Origin of the sequence: Psychroserpens burtonensis DSM 12212, from assembly GCF_000425305.1 — a bacterium.
In the GTDB taxonomy this organism is placed as follows: domain Bacteria; phylum Bacteroidota; class Bacteroidia; order Flavobacteriales; family Flavobacteriaceae; genus Psychroserpens; species Psychroserpens burtonensis.
Genome location: NZ_AUDE01000013.1, coordinates 129,852 through 149,497, shown reverse-complemented (window position 1 = coordinate 149,497; position 19,646 = coordinate 129,852). Strand labels below are relative to the sequence as shown.

At 33.6% G+C, this 19,646-nt stretch carries 16 protein-coding genes; 1 reads left to right on the top strand and 15 read right to left on the bottom strand.

Annotated features, from left to right (window positions below; genetic code table 11):
- Window positions 1-62 precede the first annotated feature (62 nt).
- The 8 genes from H593_RS0106670 to cyoE all read right to left on the bottom strand — a co-directional run bounded on the left by H593_RS0106670 (window position 63) and on the right by cyoE (window position 5,451).
- Window positions 63-290, bottom strand: coding sequence for a hypothetical protein (locus tag H593_RS0106670; protein WP_028871735.1), 228 nt, complete (start codon window positions 288-290; stop codon window positions 63-65).
- 3 nt (window positions 291-293) lie between these two features.
- Window positions 294-842, bottom strand: a complete 549-nt coding sequence (locus H593_RS0106665; protein WP_028871734.1) for a DUF420 domain-containing protein — start codon at window positions 840-842, stop codon at window positions 294-296.
- A gap of 5 nt (window positions 843-847) precedes the next feature.
- A complete protein-coding gene (locus tag H593_RS0106660; protein ID WP_037051659.1) occupies window positions 848-1,603 on the bottom strand; it encodes an SCO family protein in 756 nt (251 codons plus the stop codon).
- Window positions 1,604-1,609: 6 nt separating this feature from the next.
- On the bottom strand, window positions 1,610-2,326 hold the full coding sequence (locus H593_RS0106655; protein WP_028871732.1) for a hypothetical protein: 717 nt from the start codon (window positions 2,324-2,326) through the stop codon (window positions 1,610-1,612).
- Between the two features lie 68 nt (window positions 2,327-2,394).
- Entirely contained in the window at window positions 2,395-2,835 is a 441-nt protein-coding gene (locus H593_RS0106650) for a cytochrome C oxidase subunit IV family protein (RefSeq protein ID WP_028871731.1), read from the bottom strand.
- Between the two features lie 20 nt (window positions 2,836-2,855).
- Window positions 2,856-3,833, bottom strand: a complete 978-nt coding sequence (locus H593_RS0106645; RefSeq protein WP_028871730.1) for a cytochrome c oxidase subunit 3 — start codon at window positions 3,831-3,833, stop codon at window positions 2,856-2,858.
- Between the two features lie 138 nt (window positions 3,834-3,971).
- Complete coding sequence (locus H593_RS0106640) at window positions 3,972-4,553, bottom strand: cytochrome c oxidase subunit 3 (protein WP_028871729.1); 582 nt, start codon at window positions 4,551-4,553, stop codon at window positions 3,972-3,974.
- A 1-nt stretch (window position 4,554) separates the two neighbouring features.
- Window positions 4,555-5,451, bottom strand: coding sequence for a heme o synthase (gene cyoE, locus H593_RS0106635; protein ID WP_028871728.1), 897 nt, complete (start codon window positions 5,449-5,451; stop codon window positions 4,555-4,557).
- A gap of 512 nt (window positions 5,452-5,963) precedes the next feature.
- Here cyoE and H593_RS18625 point away from each other — a divergent pair.
- On the top strand, window positions 5,964-6,617 hold the full coding sequence (locus tag H593_RS18625) for an MBL fold metallo-hydrolase (RefSeq protein ID WP_147231475.1): 654 nt from the start codon (window positions 5,964-5,966) through the stop codon (window positions 6,615-6,617).
- 3 nt (window positions 6,618-6,620) lie between these two features.
- Here H593_RS18625 and H593_RS0106625 read toward each other — a convergent pair whose 3' ends face one another.
- From H593_RS0106625 to ruvA, 7 genes are all read right to left on the bottom strand, one after another.
- Complete coding sequence (locus tag H593_RS0106625; protein WP_028871727.1) at window positions 6,621-8,732, bottom strand: hypothetical protein; 2,112 nt, start codon at window positions 8,730-8,732, stop codon at window positions 6,621-6,623.
- Window positions 8,733-8,857: 125 nt separating this feature from the next.
- Window positions 8,858-9,652 carry an energy transducer TonB gene (locus tag H593_RS0106620; protein ID WP_051229640.1) on the bottom strand — a complete coding sequence of 265 codons (795 nt, stop codon included), beginning with the start codon at window positions 9,650-9,652 and terminating at the stop codon, window positions 8,858-8,860.
- A gap of 116 nt (window positions 9,653-9,768) precedes the next feature.
- Window positions 9,769-10,494, bottom strand: a complete 726-nt coding sequence (locus H593_RS0106615; RefSeq protein WP_028871725.1) for an energy transducer TonB — start codon at window positions 10,492-10,494, stop codon at window positions 9,769-9,771.
- Between the two features lie 64 nt (window positions 10,495-10,558).
- Complete coding sequence (locus H593_RS18620) at window positions 10,559-10,942, bottom strand: VanZ family protein (protein WP_147231476.1); 384 nt, start codon at window positions 10,940-10,942, stop codon at window positions 10,559-10,561.
- The gene (gene gcvH / locus H593_RS0106605; protein WP_028871724.1) at window positions 10,914-11,294 is read right to left on the bottom strand and encodes a glycine cleavage system protein GcvH; all 381 of its coding nucleotides are present in this window, start codon (window positions 11,292-11,294) and stop codon (window positions 10,914-10,916) included. The genes H593_RS18620 and gcvH overlap by 29 nt, the downstream gene beginning before the upstream one ends.
- Before the next feature lie 59 nt (window positions 11,295-11,353).
- On the bottom strand, window positions 11,354-18,856 hold the full coding sequence (gene sov / locus H593_RS0106600) for a T9SS outer membrane translocon Sov/SprA (RefSeq protein ID WP_028871723.1): 7,503 nt from the start codon (window positions 18,854-18,856) through the stop codon (window positions 11,354-11,356).
- Between the two features lie 4 nt (window positions 18,857-18,860).
- Window positions 18,861-19,442 carry a Holliday junction branch migration protein RuvA gene (ruvA, locus tag H593_RS0106595; protein WP_028871722.1) on the bottom strand — a complete coding sequence of 194 codons (582 nt, stop codon included), beginning with the start codon at window positions 19,440-19,442 and terminating at the stop codon, window positions 18,861-18,863.
- Window positions 19,443-19,646 lie beyond the last annotated feature (204 nt).

Here is a 19,646-nt window from a genome sequence, read left to right as displayed (position 1 = left end):
AAATTATTCATTAATATTTATAAGACTTATAAATATCAAGAATGTTACAATGGTTTCAAATGTTATTGTATTTCTTTTCGTTCTCGAAAGAACTCCCAATAGATTATAAATGCAATACCTGCAACTAATAGATATGGAACTACCATTAAATACATGATGCCATCATTAACACCTTCAGCCGTCGTTTGGCCTTCTTCACTTTCTAATACAGCCCTGCACATTGCGCATTGCGCATTGCCCTCTAGAAAAAAGAAACATGAAAAAAGAAAAAAGAGAATCTTTTGCTTCATAATTTAAATATAATATGGTGAAATCATAGCATACACTACAACTCCAGTTACAGCAACATATAGCCATAATGGAAATGTGATTTTTGCTATTTTCTTGTGACGCTCAAAATTATGAGTAATGGCTCTTACATAAGTAATCAATACGAAAGGAATGATTATAATTGACAATAATATATGTGTAATCAGGATAAAGTAGTATACATATTTTATAGCACCTTCTCCGCCAAATTTTGTTGAATCACTAGTCATGTGATACGCGACGTACATCACTAAAAACGCAACCGATAATGTGATTGCAAACTTCATTAAACGCTCGTGAAGTTTTCTGTTTTTGTTTTTAATTGCGACCAATGCAAAAATTAAAACAAATGCAGTTAACCCATTAATTGTAGCATAAATTGGAGGCAAAAATGATAGTGGTTCTACTTCAATGCCAAAATCTTGTAATTTCAACCTTGAAAGAACTGCAACTACAACAGGAATCACAACAGCCAAAAGAACGATCCATTTGTTGTATTTTTTTTCTTCGGAAGGGTTTTCTACAGTATTCATTTCAATTAATCTTCTTTTAATAGTTTAGCGATATCTTCTTTAAGCATACTTATTTCTTCGGTTTCTCCATCATCATCAACTTTCTCTTCTTCACTAATAATGCCTTTATAGAAAATTTTAGGGTTTTCGAAGTTGTCTTTTCTAGAGCGCATAAAACCGTCTTTATCTATGAGCGCAAAGTTTCCTGAATGCTCAAAGCCATCATCAACATTTGGATTTTCTCCCGCATAAATATTGAAACCAATATTTGCTAAATCATAAATAGTATCTTGATTTCCAGTCATAAAATGCCAGTTTGGGTTAGTAATCCCGTAATTTTCAGCATATGCTTTTAAAACCTCCTGCGTGTCATATTCTGGATTTATAGTAAATGAAGCCACTCCAAAATTCTCAAAATCAGAAAATGTGTTTTGAATCTCTACTAAGTTTCTATTCATTCTAGGACAAATTGAACCACACGTTGTAAAGAAAAACTCTACTAAGTACACCTTACCTTCATAATCTTTATTTGTGATGTTTTTTCCATCCTGATTAACAAAAGAGAATGGTGGAACTTTTTTAGGTATACCGTTAATCTCTAAGAACATTAAATCAGACACAAAACCTTCAGCATCTGATGACACCTCTTTTGATCTACTTTCAGATCTTACGATATCTCCACCTTTTACTCTATTTATAATCTTTGGAACAAAAATAATTCCGAAGACTAAAAGAATAAAAGCGATACCTATATAAGAATAATTTGTTTTTTTTGTGCTCATAATAATTTATTTATCGTTAGCATTTAAATCTTCTGCTCGTCGCGATGATGAATCAAATTTACCCTTACGTTTTTGGCGATACTCGGTAAATAAAATCCTCAGATCATCACTCATTTTGTTCTTAATTTCGTCAATCTCAATACAGTCATAAGAATACAAAGGATAAATTATTTCTTTCTTTTCTTTCTCCTTATCCTTTCTATCATCTAAACGTCCACGTTGGCTTAAATCCTTATCGATGACAAATACGTGATCTGTAAACAAATTACCATCTAAAGGTTCTTCTGTTTTGAGGCTATCAAATATTTTTTTAATATCATTTGGCTGTCCAAAGACATAATGCCAAAAGCGCATATCTGCATAGTTGTCGATTTCTCTATGAAATTTTTCCGCCTCAGATTCAGTTCCTTTCGGTAAAACAATAACCACTTGAAATTTCTTAAATCCTAAAAACTTATCATAGACTAACTCTTTAAGATTTGAAGCAGCTATGAGGTGACTTTGTGGATCATTTCCGAGGAAGCCAACAATAGTAATGTGGTCTTTAAGGAGGATTTCGGCTTCAGAATCTGAAGTGAATAATTCTAAATCTGAGACATTATCACCTACTATTTCTAAGGGGTCATAGTTATGTGTAGAAGGATACAGCATCAATAAGAATGCTACAGGTAAAAAGAATAATATGCTTAATACAAGATTCCGTTTGATATTGCTTTTTTCCATACTGCAAAAATAAAAAAAGACGGTTTAAAAAACCGTCTTTTACTATACTTTATAATGATAATACTATGTTAAAAATCTGTTTTAATAAAACCATTTTCATAGACACCTTGAATGTAACCACCCTCTTGTAATAAGATGAAAATTAAGTAGCATACTAAGAAAACACCAGTCCAAACGACCATACGTCTTAATGCTCCTGTCTCGTCTCTCATATGCATGAAGTCCCAAGTAATATAATATGCCTTAACAATTGTTAATACAATGAATATTAAATTTAATGGCTTCATATAAATAATTGGAGACAAAAATAAGTTTCCTAACGTTGCTAAAAGCCCACCTTCAAAAGGTGCTATCCATGCATGCATTAAGGATTCTGGTTTGTAAATCCCCAAAACAACTTCCACTATGGTCACTAAAGTTAAGAAAATTAAAACACCCCAAATTTTTTGAGTGTTAGATTTAAACTTAAGAGTGCCTCTAAATATTTCTAATTTATGTTCTTGTGCCATTTTTTAACTTTTATTCTTTATTATACTAGGTAGAAGAATGTAAATACGAATACCCATACTAAATCGACAAAGTGCCAATACAATCCAACTTTTTCTACCATTTCATAGCTACCTCTCCTCTCATAAGTTCCAAGGATAACATTGAAGAAAATAATAATATTAATTACAACTCCAGAGAATACATGGAAACCGTGAAATCCTGTAATGAAGAAAAAGAAATCTGCGAATAGTGAAGCTCCATATTCATTAACCTCTAAGTTGGCTCCATGAACAACAAGCGTCCCTTCTCTCTTTAATTTAGTGAGTGACTCCTCTCTAGATAGGATTGTTTTTTCACCTTCCTCATTAAGATCTTGCGTTCGTATATGCACATTTGGATGCGCAACTAACCCATTATAAACCTCTTGAACTGTATATACTGGCAAAGGACCTTCTTCTACGAACCAAAGTCCGTTTTTTCTCAAATGCCTAACTCTCTCATCTTCCACAGAGATTGCCATTTCACTTACAGCCACTCTTTTCCCGTCTGAATCAACAAATTGAAGAATATTGCCTCCTTTTGTTTGTACTGCACCATACTCACCTTTAATAAATGTTCCCCATTCCCAAGCTTGTGAGCCAACGAAAATTAGACCACCAATAATGGTTAAGAACATATACCATGTTACTTTTGATTTCTTCATGTGATGACCAGCATCAACAGCTAATACCATTGTTACAGACGACATAATTAAAACAAATGTCATAAAAGCAACATAAATCATTGGATAATTCCCATGAAAAAACGGAACGTGCGTAAACACCTCGTCAGCTATAGGCCACGAGCCCATAAACTTAAAACGTGAAAATCCATAAGCTGCTAAAAAACCCGAAAACGTTAAGGCATCAGATACGATAAAAAACCACATCATCATTTTACCATAACTAGACTTGAGTGGCTCTTTTCCTCCACCCCAGCTTTTGCCTTCTGTTCCAGTATTCGCTACTGTAGTATCCATATAAAGCATTTAATTATTAAAAGTTGCACAAAAATAATCATTTTATCTATCTAAAAAAACATCCGATTCTAAATTTTAAAACCAGAGGTCTATACTAGACTAAATCACAAGTTCTTGCTTATAAAAATGATTGAAAAATTAAACTATAAATGTTAAAAATAAAAACAAGAATAACCACAGTATATCTACAAAATGCCAAAAGGTTGCCGAAAGCTCCACACCTAGCATTTCGGTAGCAGTATATTTTTGTTTAAAATGATTATAAATAACAACTAATAATGAGATTAATCCCGCTGCAACATGCAAAATATGCAAAAAAGCAATCACGTATATAAAACTCATCGTCACATTAGACGCTTGTCCTGTAAAGTAATAGCCAGAGGCTACAATTTGATTAAAACCTGCATACTGACTCATTATGAAGCCTATACCTAAAACAAAAGTCAACACCAACATTGCTGTTGTAAGGCTCCTATTATTATTTTTCAAAGCTCTTTTTGCCACAACAAAGCTTAGACTACTTATCAAGATGAGCACGCAACTTATAAAAAATGCTTTTGGCATAGTAAAATCGGTCATCCAGTCTTCACGTTTTCTGCTTACTAAAACAGCACTTGTTAAACCTGCAAACGACATGATTAAAGATCCTATTCCAAACCAAAGCATCATACGTTTGGCTCTATCATTCTTTTCTTTTAATGTTCCTTGTGTTAAATCCATTTTATCTTATAAATTTATCTGCAACGTAAACAATTTGTAATAGTGTAATATAAATCACGCTAGAAAGCATCAATTGTTTTGCTGCTTTTGTTGTTCTTTTTTTAAATAATTCAAATGCATAATAGAGCATTACTAAGCCTATTAAAAAGACGATAACTGCTGCCACCACAGACAGTTTTAAATCACCAGTCACATTAAAAACAGGCACGATAGATATAAGTATCGTCCAAATAGTATACATAATAATTTGCACTGCTGTTCCTTTATCTCGTTTTCTTGTGGGTAACATATAGAAGCCACCTTTTTCGTAATCGTCAAATAAAAACCACCCAATAGCCCAAAAATGAGGGAATTGCCAAAAAAACTGTAATGCGAATAAGGTTCCAGATTCAATGCCAAAATCATTTCTTGCAGCTACCCAACCTAACATAAACGGGATGGCTCCAGGAATAGCTCCCACAAAAACAGCCAACGGTGTTTTGGTTTTTAAAGGTGTATATACGCAAGTATAAAGAAAAATAGAAATTGCCCCATACATCGCTGTACGCTCATTAATAATATAAAGTACAGTGATCCCTAAAAGAGTGAAAACTGTTGCTATAATAAATGCAGATCTAACACTCATTCTACCTGCAGGAACTGGGCGGTTTTTAGTGCGATCCATTAACACATCTAAGTCCTTTTCAATAATTTGATTAAAGGCATTGGAGGCACCAACCATAAAATAACCACCAAAAGCTAATAGCGTTAGCGTGTAAAAATCAACCTGACCAACAACACCAAGAAGGTAACCTGCAAGTGCAGAAAACACGACACTTATAGACAGTCTCATTTTCGTGATTTCCTTAAAATCAGAAATTAATGACACTTGATTCACAGATGATTTACCAGTACTCAATACAAGAGGTTTTATTGCGTTTGCAAAGATACTCTGAAAAAAGCTTTTGGACAATTCAAAACATAATTAAATACTGTTAAGAAAAATAACTGCTTACTTTGACCAACCGAACTTCATTTAATTTTAAATATTAGAATCAAAACTTGTACTATATACTTTTTCAGAAATCGCCTTAAATTGATTAATATATAAGACTCTATTGAGTTAAAAGCAACCTGATTTTCAAAACACACTTATAATTCCACGTCGCATTAATCTCTTTAAGTTGATCTATCTTTATAAGACTCTTTTTTTTAAAAATATTCATGAAATATTTATCTGTGCTTATAATTATTATTTTTTTCTATTCGTAAATTTCGGGAACGTACAACGTTTTGATAACGTTGAAATGGAGACTATAAAATTTTCAGACCACGTGTATATGCTCTTAGGTGCTGGGGAAACATTGGGGTTTCCATAGGAGAAGATAGTGTTTTTATAATTGAAACCAATTTGCACCGCTTTCAGAAAAAATCCACACTGCTATCAAAGCGTTAAGCGATAAAGACATCAAATTTTTAGTCAACACGCATCATCATGGTGACCATACAGGTGGAAACGAAAATAGGCGAAAGCTAAGTGCAATAATTATTGCTCATGATAATGTGAGACAACATATGCAATCGACACCAAAGCGTGACGGTTCTTCGGAAGCTAAAGCAGCTTTGCCAATTATCACCTTTAACGATGAACTCAACCTATTTATAAACGGAGAGAAAATTGGTATGTTTCATATAGGACATGCGCATACAGATGGTGACGCACTTCTATATTTCACTAAAAGCAATGTGCTGCACACAGGGGGCACCTACTCTAAAGAACGCTATCCCTATATAGATTTAGACTCTGGAGGCAGTATTAACGGTTATATCAATGCTGTAAAACTAGGTCTTCAACCCATTGATCATGATACTAAAGTGATTCCTGGTCATAGAAAGTTGTCTCATAAAGAAGAGGATCAAAGCTTTCTAAAAATGCTAGAGGACCTAAGATCTAAAATTTCCGAAGAAATAAAAGCGGGTAAAACCGAAGTGTTTACCAAAACATATGACGCTTTAGATTATGGAACTGGGTTTATTAATTCTAAAAAGATTAGGAGGACTTTTTATTTGAGTTTGAAGGACTAACTCCTAAAAATCATTATACCAATTAAACAAATCGGTTCTTACTCCAACCGTAAACCAAGTTGTACTTGTATTTAAGGCCGCTGCAGTATCTGCTTCTGGATTGTAATTTCTAAAGGTGATATTGGTAAATAATCTCAAGTTAGTGGCCGGATTGATGATATAACCACCACCTAAATCTGCTTGAAAGACATCTGTTGTGTTTCCTTGTCCAACAGATATTCCTGTATTGGCATTACGATCTACTTCACTTCTGTAAATATTGCTTCCGTAATTTGAAAAATCATCACCTTCATTGAAATCAAAACCTCGCTTTCCGAAGATAAATTTAGCATCACCAAACCAACGTTTGTAATTGTAACGACTTATTAGAATAGCTTCACTAAAATTCGCTCCCCAAAGATGCGCCATTGGCTGATTGTTATGCGCATAGTTTAACACGATAGAATTATGCGAGTAGGTATATGGTCGCACTCTATTGTATTCAAATTGAAGCAATAAATTATCTACCTTAAAAGCATCAAAATATTTAATCCCTAATTGGTAGCCAAACTTATTTCTCCAACTCTTATCACCTGCTGTGACATCGTTGATAGCAAATTCATCTAGTATAAACTGTCCATAGAGATTTATTTTGTTGTTCCACTTATATTTTGCAGATGCTCCTAGAATAGCATTACCAGCATCCTGTCCTGTAGAAAACTCAATAGCTCTGTAAAAAATAACCGGATTTAAATAATTAATATCAAATCCCCTATTATTATCATTTGCCCAAAGTACAGATTCAAATAAACCAATATTTAATCGCTTGGTGACATTCCAACTCAAATAGTGGTTTGCCATATATTTAGTTAAAAAGGCACCATCCTCTGTGACTTCTCCTCTTACATCTCTAAGCCACATCCAAGTATTAGTATATTTGATTTTCCAAAATTTGGTATTGAGTTTAAAAAACGGATACGGACTCGTAGCATCTCCTTGAAATAATGATCTATAACCATCACCTATAAAGTTTTTACCGTGCCCAAATTGAACATTGATAAATTTTGCTGGTGAGTACGATATGTAAGCTTCTGCAACTGGGTAATCAAAGCCGCCATCTTTAAAAAGTTTAGATAAACCTCTTCCTGGCACGATTGCCTCACCTCCTTCAGCTTGTAAGCTTAAAGCATACTCATTAAAGTACTGTGCAAAACGACCTTGACTTTCATAAATAGAGGTTGTGAAATTAAACTTCTTACCCAAGCCTCCTTGAATAAAAATTCCTCTTGTATTATTGTAGGTAGAACTAAAATCTGCTTCGGTATCTTTACCTACTTGTAAATCAAAAATAGGATCTACTGTAAACCAATAGTCTTTCCCTTGAACTTCAACTAAATGCTCATTCCATAATTTTTTACTCCACCATCCCTCACTGCCTTTTACCAACCCTTCTTTTTCGGCTTTAAAATCATAATAAACTGAAACTTCATCATAAGTAAATGGTTTCGCTGCTGTATGGCTATTGGTTCCTAGACCATTCATTTCTTGGTCAAACCTAGCATAATAGTTATGTGTAAATGGAATATTTAACTGACTGCTGTATTCTAGCTTTTCGTATGTAACGATACTATCAGTGACACTTTTATATTCATCGCTTATATCTGTATTAATATCTGTAGCTTCAATAAGTTTTATAGTATTCACTTTTGCTTGTTGGGTTTGAATTTCCAATAAACCTACTAAAGGTATTTTTATACCTATTGAGTACTGATAAAATGTAGGCTTCCCGTTGTATGTCCCCGGAGTTACTTTTGGCAATGAATCAAAAATACGCTTTGTTTCTTCTTTGAGCTCGTCATAAACTGCATCTATATAAAGTACTGAAATCTCACCTTCTTTATCAACTTCAAAAAGCACTTTGATTTCACCTTTATAGCTATCATCATTAACTATTTGAGGAACCTTAAACGCTTTAAAAATATAGGCATTGATTTTATTATTAAAACATGTTTTCAATTCGTCAATAGGTTGTGCTTCGCACTCAGGAAATATTGGTGATTTCTCAAAACTTGAAGCTTCTTGCGCAGTTATAAAACCAAAAACAAATAAAAACACAAGTAAGAAACGATTCTTCATAAAGTAAATACAACATTAGTTGCCGAAAGATACTATTTTTTTCAAAATAGAGATTAAATAAAAGCGGTCTTAAACTATGAATAGTCCTTGACCGCTTTCTGTTTTTACTTCGGAAATGTAACGTTTTAATTCACTCTAAATACAATTGGTAAATTATACAGAACCGAAACTGGCTTTTCTCTTTGAAGACCAGGTTTCATTTGAGGGATTTTATTAGTCACACGTTCTGCTTCTTTTTCTAAGCCTGGATGCGGTGCTCTGGTTAAAATATCTGTAATATTACCATTTTGATCAATTTTAAATTGCACATTAATACGTTGCGTTCCAGACAATCCAAGTTCACCAGCCAAATCAGTATCAAATTTACGTTGTACCAATTTCGTAATCTTTTCATTCATGCATTTGACTCGCTCATTGTTTGTTATCATTTGTTCACATCCTGGATATACTGGCACGATTTCAACGCCATTCATATTAAAAATATCCGGGATAATATCCTCTGGTTTTTCATTCTTTACTAAAGAATTAGAATCTATAGGCTGTGAGATAACAACAGGTGTGGTCACAATATCTACCAACGGAACATTCACATTATTCTTAACAATTTTAATTTTGTTAGTGATAATTTGTTGCTTCTTTCTTTTAATAGGTTTTTGTACTGGAGCATCTGGCTCTACAACATAAGCAGGCATAATAAACGCGGAGTTGTCAAGGCTAAGGGGCTCTAGAATAGCTTGGTCACTATTTCTAGTCTCAAACTGCATCTCAAACATCCCATAAGTCCCTAAAAGACAAAGAATGAGTCCAATTTGAAAATACAACGATGAATTTTTTCGTAAATTCGCATCGTGTTTTTGTGATTTTTTCACTTTTTTATTGCTCTGACCAGCAATATCGTGCAATTTTTTAAAATCTTTCATAATATTTGATTTATAATGTTAATATTATGATGAAATCGCAATAAGCATACCAAAGTAAAAATCCCATCTAATTAATTAGATGGGATTTTGAAATTTTATGATATGTTTTATTATATTTAGTCTTGTACTTGGAATAAAATTGGTAAGGAGTAAGGAACATTTACTGGCTTTCCTCTTTGCTTACCTGGCTTCATTTTTGGTAATAACCTGATAACTCTCTTAGCCTCTTTCTCAAGACCTGGATGTGGAGCTCTTGCCTGAACACCTACAATATTACCAGTTTTATCAATTTTAAAGATGACGTTGATACGTTGTCTTCCAGATAATCCTAAATCAGCAGCTAAGTCTGTATTAAATTTTCTGTTTACAAATTTTGCAATCTTATCAGACATACATTGCTTTTTAGCGTTGTTTCCTTTTTCGTTTTCACAACCTGGAAAAACGGGTACGTTTTCAATAACGTTAAAAGGGACATCTATATCTTCCTCTACCTCTTCAACCTCAATTTCCTCAACCTCAACGATTTCTTCTTGTTGATCTGTTTCAGTAGATTCGATTACTGTTTCTTCAATTTCCTTTTCATCTTCCACAATTTCGATTTCCTCAGGTACAACTGGTGGTGGTGGTGGTGGTGGTGGTGGAACTATTTTTTGATCTGTAATTGGAATATCCTCTTCTTCAAGAGCATCTAAATCTAACTGTCCAATATCAATAGCTTCTTTCTCAAAAGTCTTATAATTGATAGTTATATACGTTAGCGCCAACATAAGGGCCATACCCACTGCAAAATACAGCGAACTGTTTCTACTTACATCTGATTTAATATTCTTTTTGGGTTCCATGTGTTTAAAAGGTTTTCTGAATGCTAAATTAACCAAATATTTGTTAAAAAAGCAAGCTATTAATTCATTTTAACTTTAGTTTATTTTTAAATCTTATGATTAGGGCAGCAAAGACAACTCCTAAAGCATTTGCAAAAGCATCATATATATCTAAAGTTCGATACGATGTCAATACTTGTTGTAAAACTTCAATAACAATGCCATAAATGATAACACATATTGCTGAAATAAGTATTGCGTAAGCTACTTTTCTTTTTTTATAAGAATTATACACTAAAACAGTAAAAAAAAAATAAGCTATAACGTGGTAAATTTTATCATCAAAAGAAGATCCTAAACTTGGAATATCACCTATGTGGGCTAAACTACCAATGGTTAATGCAAGCGCATACAAAACTAAAATAGGCAGAGCCCATTTTTTAAGCGCCAGTAAGAGCCTTGTAATCATCGGCAGATAAGAGATTATCAATTTCTGAAGCATCAGAAAATTTAATTTTAATCATCCAACCGTCACCATAAGGATCTGTATTTACTTTTTCTGGCTCGTCTTCTAAACTCTCATTAAACTCAGATATCTCCCCAGACAATGGTAAGAATAAATCTGATACCGTTTTAACTGCCTCAACAGTACCGAAAACCTCTTCGACATTTAAAGTTTCATCCAGAGTTTCTACTTCTACATATACGATATCACCAAGTTCTCCTTGCGCAAAATCTGTTATACCTACTGTAGCTGTATCACCTTCAATTTTGATCCATTCATGGTCTTTGGTGTATTTTAAATCTGATGGTATATTCATGTTATATTGTACTATTTTATATTATTACAAATGTAATTTTTTTTAATATTATTTACTACTTAATTTCCAAAATTGTAACGTAAAGTAAATCCTGATCTAATCGTCGTTTGCGGAAATGCAGTAGATATTTCGTATTCAGAGAATGTGTAATCAAAGTAGAATATCGCAGTCAAGTTTTTAGAGAACGCATAATCTGCGGTATATTTTACACCATATACTGTTTGTCCTTGTGTAATTTGGTTATTCACGATATCCAAGTATCTAATAATCGTTTTATTATTTCTTACCGAAACATCAGCTCTCATATTCAAATCACTCTTAATAATCTGTTTGGGTCCAGCTAGTTTAGAACGAATACGAAGATCTTTAATACGATAACCTAAACCTAAGATGTACTCTTTACCTTGTATTTCAGTCAATAAGTTATTATCAAATGACATCGATAAAATTCTATCTTTTCTCATCTCTGCCAAAATCTTAACTGAGTTTTTCATCTCAAAATCAAGTCTAAATAGCGGACTAAATTGTTCTTCTAAATTGACATTACTAAAAATAGTTTGATTTTTAAAATTACCAGATTGATCTACAACGTCACTTAAATTAGCCTGATCTTCATAGGCAACTCCTGGTTGTAAATCGCCTAGTTTTAAATCTAAGTTTGTTCTAAATTGATTAATCGTATAACTAGAACGATAACCATGGGTAATAGAAAAACGTTTAAAGTTCTTTTTAAACCATTTCATTTTCATGAAACCCGTATATTTCAATTGCCAATTTGGAATTGGAATATCTCTAAAAGCAGATAAGCTAATTTTATCTGGATTTGTCCCTTTGTATGCTGCTAAAAATGAAGGCAACAAAACCGCTTGACTATTTTTACCAAAACCTAAAGGATAGCCTTCACTATCCAAAGCAAAGTTATCATTACCGTAAAACTCTCTTGCCAAACGTCTAGCGACTACCAACCTATTTGTTCTAAAATCGTCAAATGCTGCAGATTGATTTTCGTCGCTCTTATCGAAGGATGTTTTAATTAAAGCGGTTGATATATTAAAGTTTCCGAAGGAATTAGTGATTAGCGGATTATAATCTAATACACCATCTGAACCTGGATTACCATTGGCATCTATAAAATCTTCAACTCTAAAGTTTTGCGTCATACTTTCTGAGTATGTACGGCCACCTGTTAAATCTATATTTAAATCTTTAATCAATTCTATATCTGCAGAGATATCTAAAATACGATTTGTAGTCTCGCTATATTGTTGATTAAAATCTGGGAATACAGTTAACCAACCATTTCTAGCAGCTAAATCCCTTATATCACTTTGACTACCAAATGTGTAACCCAAAGTAGGTTTAAGTGTCCCAATGATACCGGGAGTTCGTAAATAACCTGGTAAAAATGAACCATTATTCTCAGTATAATTGATTTGAATCCGTTTTACAGCCGTTACTGCATCTATAAATCCATCTAATATTTTTGAGCCTACACCTTTTTTACTTGCACCATTTTGTGCAACTGGTGTTTCAATCTTATTACCGTCTTTATCTAAAGCACCAGGAGTAGCTCGTTGGCTTCTTCTAGGTCCTCTCTTTTTCTTTTTGGTAAGGCCTATATGCTTATATAAAGTCTCCATGTTAAACGTCGAGTTGATATTATGTGTATTCGCATTTTGAATAGAGTTACCTAAATTGTAAGTAGTAAATGAGTCATCTTCATTTTGAATAGGTAGATTATTGTTTAAATCTGATCCTTTTTGCCATTGAAAATCTCCCGTATAAGAATATGTTGCACGCATAAAACTCAACGTAGGAATCTTATATAAAGGAATCTCGTAATTAATCTGTAATTGCTGATTTTGAATATTTGGATCACCTAAATCGAAAAAGCCATCCCACACATCTAAGTTTGGATTTTGTCTCCCGTTTATAACGTCATCAACAAAATAATTTCTAACAATATTTGTATTTGCAGCTGTAAAGTTTAGACTCAATGCTTTTGTCAAGTTATAGTTGATCGCATATTGCGTATTAAAATTGTAATTTCTTCGGAATAATTCTTCTAAACCAATATTATCTCCGGCTAAATCAACTTCCCTAAATTTTTGCTTATTAAACTGACGAATAATATCAGTATTTACTGAAAAATTTGTTGGTATTGGGTTAAAATTAAAGTCTTTTAAGATTTTCCAGTATTTATTCCTAAACAAAGAATCGTTTTTCTTAAAGGGTTCAATAGGCTTGGAATCAAAACTATAAGTATAGTTAACTCCAGCCCTTATTTGTTGACTTAAAGAACTTTCAATTTCAAAATCACGACGCTCTTCTTTATTATAGGAGTAATTAAGCGTTAAGTTTTCTACATCATAGAAACGTGGTTTAGCGTCTCCAGTTCTATTTTTTCTAACCCCTATAAAGTTAATACTTTTACGTTTTGTGTAGTTCTCATTAACCTTTAAAATCGAATCACGATTCGTCGTATTATCTAATTGTGTCTGTAATTTTATGTCCCTATAAAACTCGTCATACTCTGGTGTGATAACTTGCTCACCTACAGCATAATTAAATGGTAATTGGATTCCCCATTTTTTAGGTAATAATTGTCCTAAATTTAAATTAGTAACAACGTCATATTGCTCAACATCCTCCCTACTTCGTTCATTTGGTCTTTGCTCTACTGAGCCAAAACCAATTGTACTTATACGTCCTGTAGCACTAACATTTGCGAAGTCTGCAAAGTTAGCATCCAATCCTGCTACTGCAGCCCATCCGCCTTCATTATCTAAATCGGACAAGCGCAGTTCATTGAACCAAATCTCACCGCAGGTGTCCATCCCACTTTGACCAGAGTTTTTAACACCTACCATTAAGACTCTTACATCTCCAAAATTAGGATTTCCTATGATAGCGACTCTTTGCTGGCCAATAATAGGAGGATCAAACTCTAATGCTTCTGTGACTTCACCTCCAATAACATTATAAAAGTTTGGTTCTAAATCTGCTAGAGAACCATTTGCAATACCTATAGATTTTATTTGTTCTAATATATCTAAATCAATATTAATCTCATTTACCTCGGGCCAAATAGATTCTTGTGAGGACATGCCTGACGAAATTTGTAAAGGCACTTCAATTTGATAGTAATTTTGAGTGAAGTCATTACCCATACGAATAAAACCAACTAAATCACCATCGCTAACCGTGGTCGCAGATTCTCCTGCATCGGCATGAATAAACATACGTAATTTGTTATACTGTCGCATGTCTACATTAATATTTTTAAACACACCACGGGAATCTTGTGGCTCTAAATCACAAACCTCCAATTGCAAGGACTGCTCATTTTGTCTAATAATATTGTTGTTATTATTTAATTGTTCTAATACGACTCCTGGTGGCAAATCATAATTACCTTCATTTTGCTGAAGACCAACAACACCTACGGTAAAATCTGTATCGTCATTGTCATTATTAGGATCTTCATCTAATGTCAAATTGTATCGTCTCCAATCACTACGTACTAAATCAAGAGTCGCAAAACGTAATACTGTTGTTTCATCAAAATCTGTTAAAAATAAACGTGCAAAACGTACCGATCTAATATCTGAAATACCTCCAACAGCCGTTCTACTGGGACCGTCTCCTATTGGAACTCTAAATTGATACCATGTAACATTTTCAGTTGAACCATTTGGTAAGGTTACTGTACGAGGCTTAATATCATTAATTAACGGGTTATTATCGTTTAATAAACCAGGACTAATCTCTATCTCATATTGAAAATAGCTATCAATCGTATTCATGGTATTATCTCTATTGATATCTTCCACATCTGGTTGTGGCGTAGACCCTCTATTGGTATCTGTGAACACATCTGGAGAATTCCCTTGTTGACCATTATAATTTTTATAACGATCAAAAATATTTCCTTCAGTATTTAAATAATAGGAATAATTATCTTTTGAAGGGTCGTCACCAAATGCACCACCAAATTGTGCTAATTCTTCGGCATCATCATAACCATCATAACCTACATCTTGATTGTTACGCTCCTCTCCGCCTGTAGAAAACGTATAAATTAATGATTGATTTCGAGGCACAACCGTTTGAAAAGAGGTTACCGGTAATATTGGAGTGATATCACCATCTTCTGGCAATCCATTTTCATATTGTTTCTTACCATCTTTTAATACATCTTCAGAAATATTACCTAAATTGATAAACAACTTTCCAGATTGACCAGCATTTGGATTATTTAAGAATGGATCTTGAACCCAAAATTCAATATATTCTACATTGGCTTGTTCAAAATCTGTAGAGGTAATTTGTCTCGTGATTCCTGCCCAACTATCATCTGTATTTAAATTATCTCCAACGGCGTCTTGGTCAAAGTTGTAAGGTCCTCTTTCCGAAGGATAATACACTAAATCTAAAGTATTGATTACTGTACTTTGTCCTTGAGCGATATCTAACTGAGGAAAGACTTCATCAATAAATACACGTCTTGTGTATACATCTGAAACATCATCATCACTAATTTCATCTGGACGTTGGTTACTGTAAAAAATAGGATCAATAGTGTACCAATTTAATAGTGCTCTATCGAAACCATTTTGAATACCATTTTCATCCTCACCGCCAAAACCTACATATACTTTACCCAAACCTCTTGGTCTACTTGCTAAGAACCAAGATTGTGGTGATAACAAATCTATGGATCCTTGAGTGCCTTCAAAATCGTCTATGTAAGCAGTCGCTTCATTATTAAAGTCTGTTCCCTTTGGAGCCCCTGGTGCGAGATAAGCAAACTCACCTCTAACGGATAAATTTGAGGGTGCATCTGTATCTATATTTGGCAATTTATTAACCAATCTTGTAAAGAAAGGCACCTCTGTTGAGAAATTACCATTAAAACCAAATATTGTATTATTAATTGGCTCTGTATTAAAGTTAGCTTTTTGTGTAATTGGACGTTCATTTAAATTTAAAAGCGTCGCACCCAATACAAAGTTTTCATTAAACTGATGTTCTACATTAACACCTGTAAAACGTCTTGTCTGTTGTCCAAATACGGCATTATTTTCTACAGCAACATTGATAGGAATATTGGAGGACTTTAAAGCTTCATCAATAATATAAACACGCCCAATTTGATAATTCACGGTATAGTCTTGGCCCTCAACTAAGGTTCGTCCTCCAGCAGTAACAATCACTGATCCTCTAGGAACATTAAATGCCCCTAACGGAATCCCATCGCCTCCAGAAGACTTGTAACGTCCTTTTATTTGAAATTTATTTTTCTCTGCTTCATCTAAAGCAGCCGTTTTTGTTTGCTTATAGAGAATATCATAAACATACTTTTCTTGATTAGGATTATATGGACTACCCATTATTGGACCATCATAATTATAATCTGCTTCATTATCAATCCCATTACCATCATCATCAAGAATATCAAAGAGGTAACGACCAAAAGGTTCTGTTTTTGTGAATATAATTTTTCCGTTTTGAGTCAAAACAGTCATACCTTGAACAAAATCAAAGAACCCGTCACCACCAGCCTGCGGATCATTGTTAAAATTTAATCTATCTAAATGAAATAGTCTAATTAATGGTGTATCTATAATTTCTCCATCATCTGATGTATCAAAAGGAGTATTATTTCCAAACACAGGAAATGGAGTGCCATCAACAGGTGAAATATAGTTTAAAGGCGACGCTTCCGTATAAAAAATATTAAGCCTAAAATCTTCTCTATCTAGCTGAAAAGCGCCTGTGTCATAAATGTTTTTCATCATTAAATCCCAAATAGGTTGATTCACATCTGTGATTGGACTTTTAAGCATTTTAACTATTAAACTTTGTGTGGAACCTTCTTGAACAGTTATAAAATTATCATTAACACCATCAAAATTAATATCAGGACCATTGTCTATTGTTCCGTCGCCGTTAATATCAGCATCACCAGTATCGTTTATTCCATCATTATCAGTATCAGGTCCATTATCTACTGTACCATCGCCATTCACATCGGCATCAATAGAATCTGGAATATTATCACTATCCGTATCATTTCCTGAGGCTGTAGAATTCACACCGTCATTAGCAAATTCACCAACTTGAAACACTTCACCACCAATAGTATATTGAAATGCAACGGCTAGAATCTCGTCATTGAGTAATCTTTGATTTAAGGAAATATAACCTAATTGCTGACTTAACGCGTAATCTCTACCTTGTTCTAATTTTCTTGCATTCTCTAGTTTACCAAAGTCAAAACCTTCATTCGCAGGAACCAATATGCCTTGCTCTGCAGTCGTAATATCTCTCACTGCTGTTGATAATAATGAACCGGCTCCTCCAATATTTGTTGGGTCGAAATCATTATTCCCATTATCTGGAAACGACCCTGTTGGAGCGTTGATAAATCCAGCTGGTGGATTATCTAAACCAATATTATCATTTGCGGTGTCAGCAGGGTTATAATCTGATTCCCCCAAATCTTGCAGTGCGACGACGTTTCTTACGTTGTCGGTCTGATTACTCCTATTGGTAACCCACACCTCAAGTCTAGTAATCTGAACATTATTAGCAATAAAGGGATATCGCAACATCGATTCGTCATAAGTATCTCTAAAATAGTGTGCTAAAAAATAGTGTCTGTTTTCATCATAGTCTCTTGCAAAAAACTCAAATTCTTCTACAGTTCCTCCACCTTGTGCAACTACAGACTGCGACTGTGATTGTTGTTCTGAGAAAATAGCTGTGACTCTCGTCTTTCCAAATTGTAACTCGGTTTTAACACCAAATAAACTCTGTGCACCAGTTATTAAAGAACTGTTAAGCGGCATGTTCACATTACCTACTTCAATCTTTCTAATGATATCATCTTCTGTTGGTGTGTATTCTAATTTAGTTAATTGCTGAAAATCAAATGTAGACTCCGTATCGTAATTAACAGTGACTTGCAAACGTGTCCCTACCTTACCCAATAAACTTAAACTGATACGCTGATCAAAATCAAAGGTGAAATTACTTCGGTTTCTAGGCGAGAATGTTGGATTATCTTGTTTAGTAAATAAGATTCCTAAATCTACTTCTGCAGAACCTTGAGGAATCACTTCAATCGTATTTCCTCCGAAAATAGTTTCAAAAAATCCTGAGTTGATATAAAATTCTGGCAATAAGTTTTTTTGCTCTTCCTCCGAACCTTCTTTTTGTCCAGCAGCAGCATCAATTTTTTGCTTATAATATTTTTGTTGTTGCTCGAGTAATACGAGTCTTTGAAATTCTGCTGGTGTTAAAATTATGGGATAATTAATGTTAAACTTCCCTACGGTTTCTGTGTAAATATATCTGTCTGTAATAGGATCGTAAGTATATTTTGAAACTATACTTTGAGGGTTTGGGATACTTAATCGTCCTAAGGAAAAACCTGTTCTTGTAGAATCTTGATCTATAGGATTAGTTTGAGCATAAGCTGACCCACTAAACAATACTAAAGCAATAATAAATAGTAGTCGATATAATTTCGAAAAAGTAAAGTTAGTTGTACTCAAATTTCTATAAATTTTTTAAAGCGTCTTTAATTATATTTTCTACAGTTGCGTCTGGGTGTTGAGATACAATTTTGTCTACAACGCGCTCAGATTGCTTTTTAGTAAATCCTAAAACTTCTAAAGCAGATAACGCTTCATCTTTATTGGTATTGCTCATACTAACAGAAACTTCGTCAATATCATAAACTTTAAGCACTTTATCCTTTAAATCTAATATCACACGTGCTGCAGTCTTTGCTCCAATACCTTTAATAGACTGAATTAACGCAACATCACCAAGTGCAATACCCTCTTTAACCTGTTGTGGTGTTAATGACGACAGCATCATACGAGCAGTACTAGCTCCAATACCACTTACCGATAATAGAAGCTTAAAAATTTCACGTTCAGAAACAGATGAAAAACCAAACAGTGTATGAGAATCCTCACGTACAATTAAATGTGTATATAACTTAAGAGCCTCTTGGTCTGGAATTTGAGAAAATGTATGTAATGAAATATTCAAAAGATAACCAACACCATTACAATCGATAACGACATCTGTTGGGTTTTTTTCTACCAATTTACCTTGTATGTGTGTAATCATTTTTCACTTGGGTTACCTCCAAATTAAAAAACAGAAAATCTATTACATTTAAAAACTACTTGCAACACCTATACTACACCTAAATATTTAAACATAAAATTATGTGCTTAAACTTAAAATAAGTTATAATTTTTTGCCGCTTTAACCTTCATAATGAAGTTCTATTTCTTAATTCGGATTTAAAAATCAAATGTAATAAAATTA

What these genes read in the sequence shown, in the direction of transcription:
- H593_RS18620 (WP_147231476.1), bottom strand. Translation starts at nt 10,942, where the DNA reads ATGATTACAAGGCTCTTACTGGCGCTTAAAAAATGGGCTCTGCCTATT.
- H593_RS0106655 (WP_028871732.1), bottom strand. Translation starts at nt 2,326, where the DNA reads ATGGAAAAAAGCAATATCAAACGGAATCTTGTATTAAGCATATTATTC.
- H593_RS0106615 (WP_028871725.1), bottom strand. Translation starts at nt 10,494, where the DNA reads ATGGAACCCAAAAAGAATATTAAATCAGATGTAAGTAGAAACAGTTCG.
- H593_RS0106620 (WP_051229640.1), bottom strand. Translation starts at nt 9,652, where the DNA reads ATGAAAGATTTTAAAAAATTGCACGATATTGCTGGTCAGAGCAATAAA.
- H593_RS0106665 (WP_028871734.1), bottom strand. Translation starts at nt 842, where the DNA reads ATGAATACTGTAGAAAACCCTTCCGAAGAAAAAAAATACAACAAATGG.
- H593_RS0106645 (WP_028871730.1), bottom strand. Translation starts at nt 3,833, where the DNA reads ATGGATACTACAGTAGCGAATACTGGAACAGAAGGCAAAAGCTGGGGT.
- H593_RS0106650 (WP_028871731.1), bottom strand. Translation starts at nt 2,835, where the DNA reads ATGGCACAAGAACATAAATTAGAAATATTTAGAGGCACTCTTAAGTTT.
- H593_RS0106660 (WP_037051659.1), bottom strand. Translation starts at nt 1,603, where the DNA reads ATGAGCACAAAAAAAACAAATTATTCTTATATAGGTATCGCTTTTATT.
- H593_RS0106640 (WP_028871729.1), bottom strand. Translation starts at nt 4,553, where the DNA reads ATGGATTTAACACAAGGAACATTAAAAGAAAAGAATGATAGAGCCAAA.
- gcvH (WP_028871724.1), bottom strand. Translation starts at nt 11,294, where the DNA reads ATGAATATACCATCAGATTTAAAATACACCAAAGACCATGAATGGATC.
- H593_RS0106625 (WP_028871727.1), bottom strand. Translation starts at nt 8,732, where the DNA reads ATGAAGAATCGTTTCTTACTTGTGTTTTTATTTGTTTTTGGTTTTATA.
- ruvA (WP_028871722.1), bottom strand. Translation starts at nt 19,442, where the DNA reads ATGATTACACACATACAAGGTAAATTGGTAGAAAAAAACCCAACAGAT.
- H593_RS0106670 (WP_028871735.1), bottom strand. Translation starts at nt 290, where the DNA reads ATGAAGCAAAAGATTCTCTTTTTTCTTTTTTCATGTTTCTTTTTTCTA.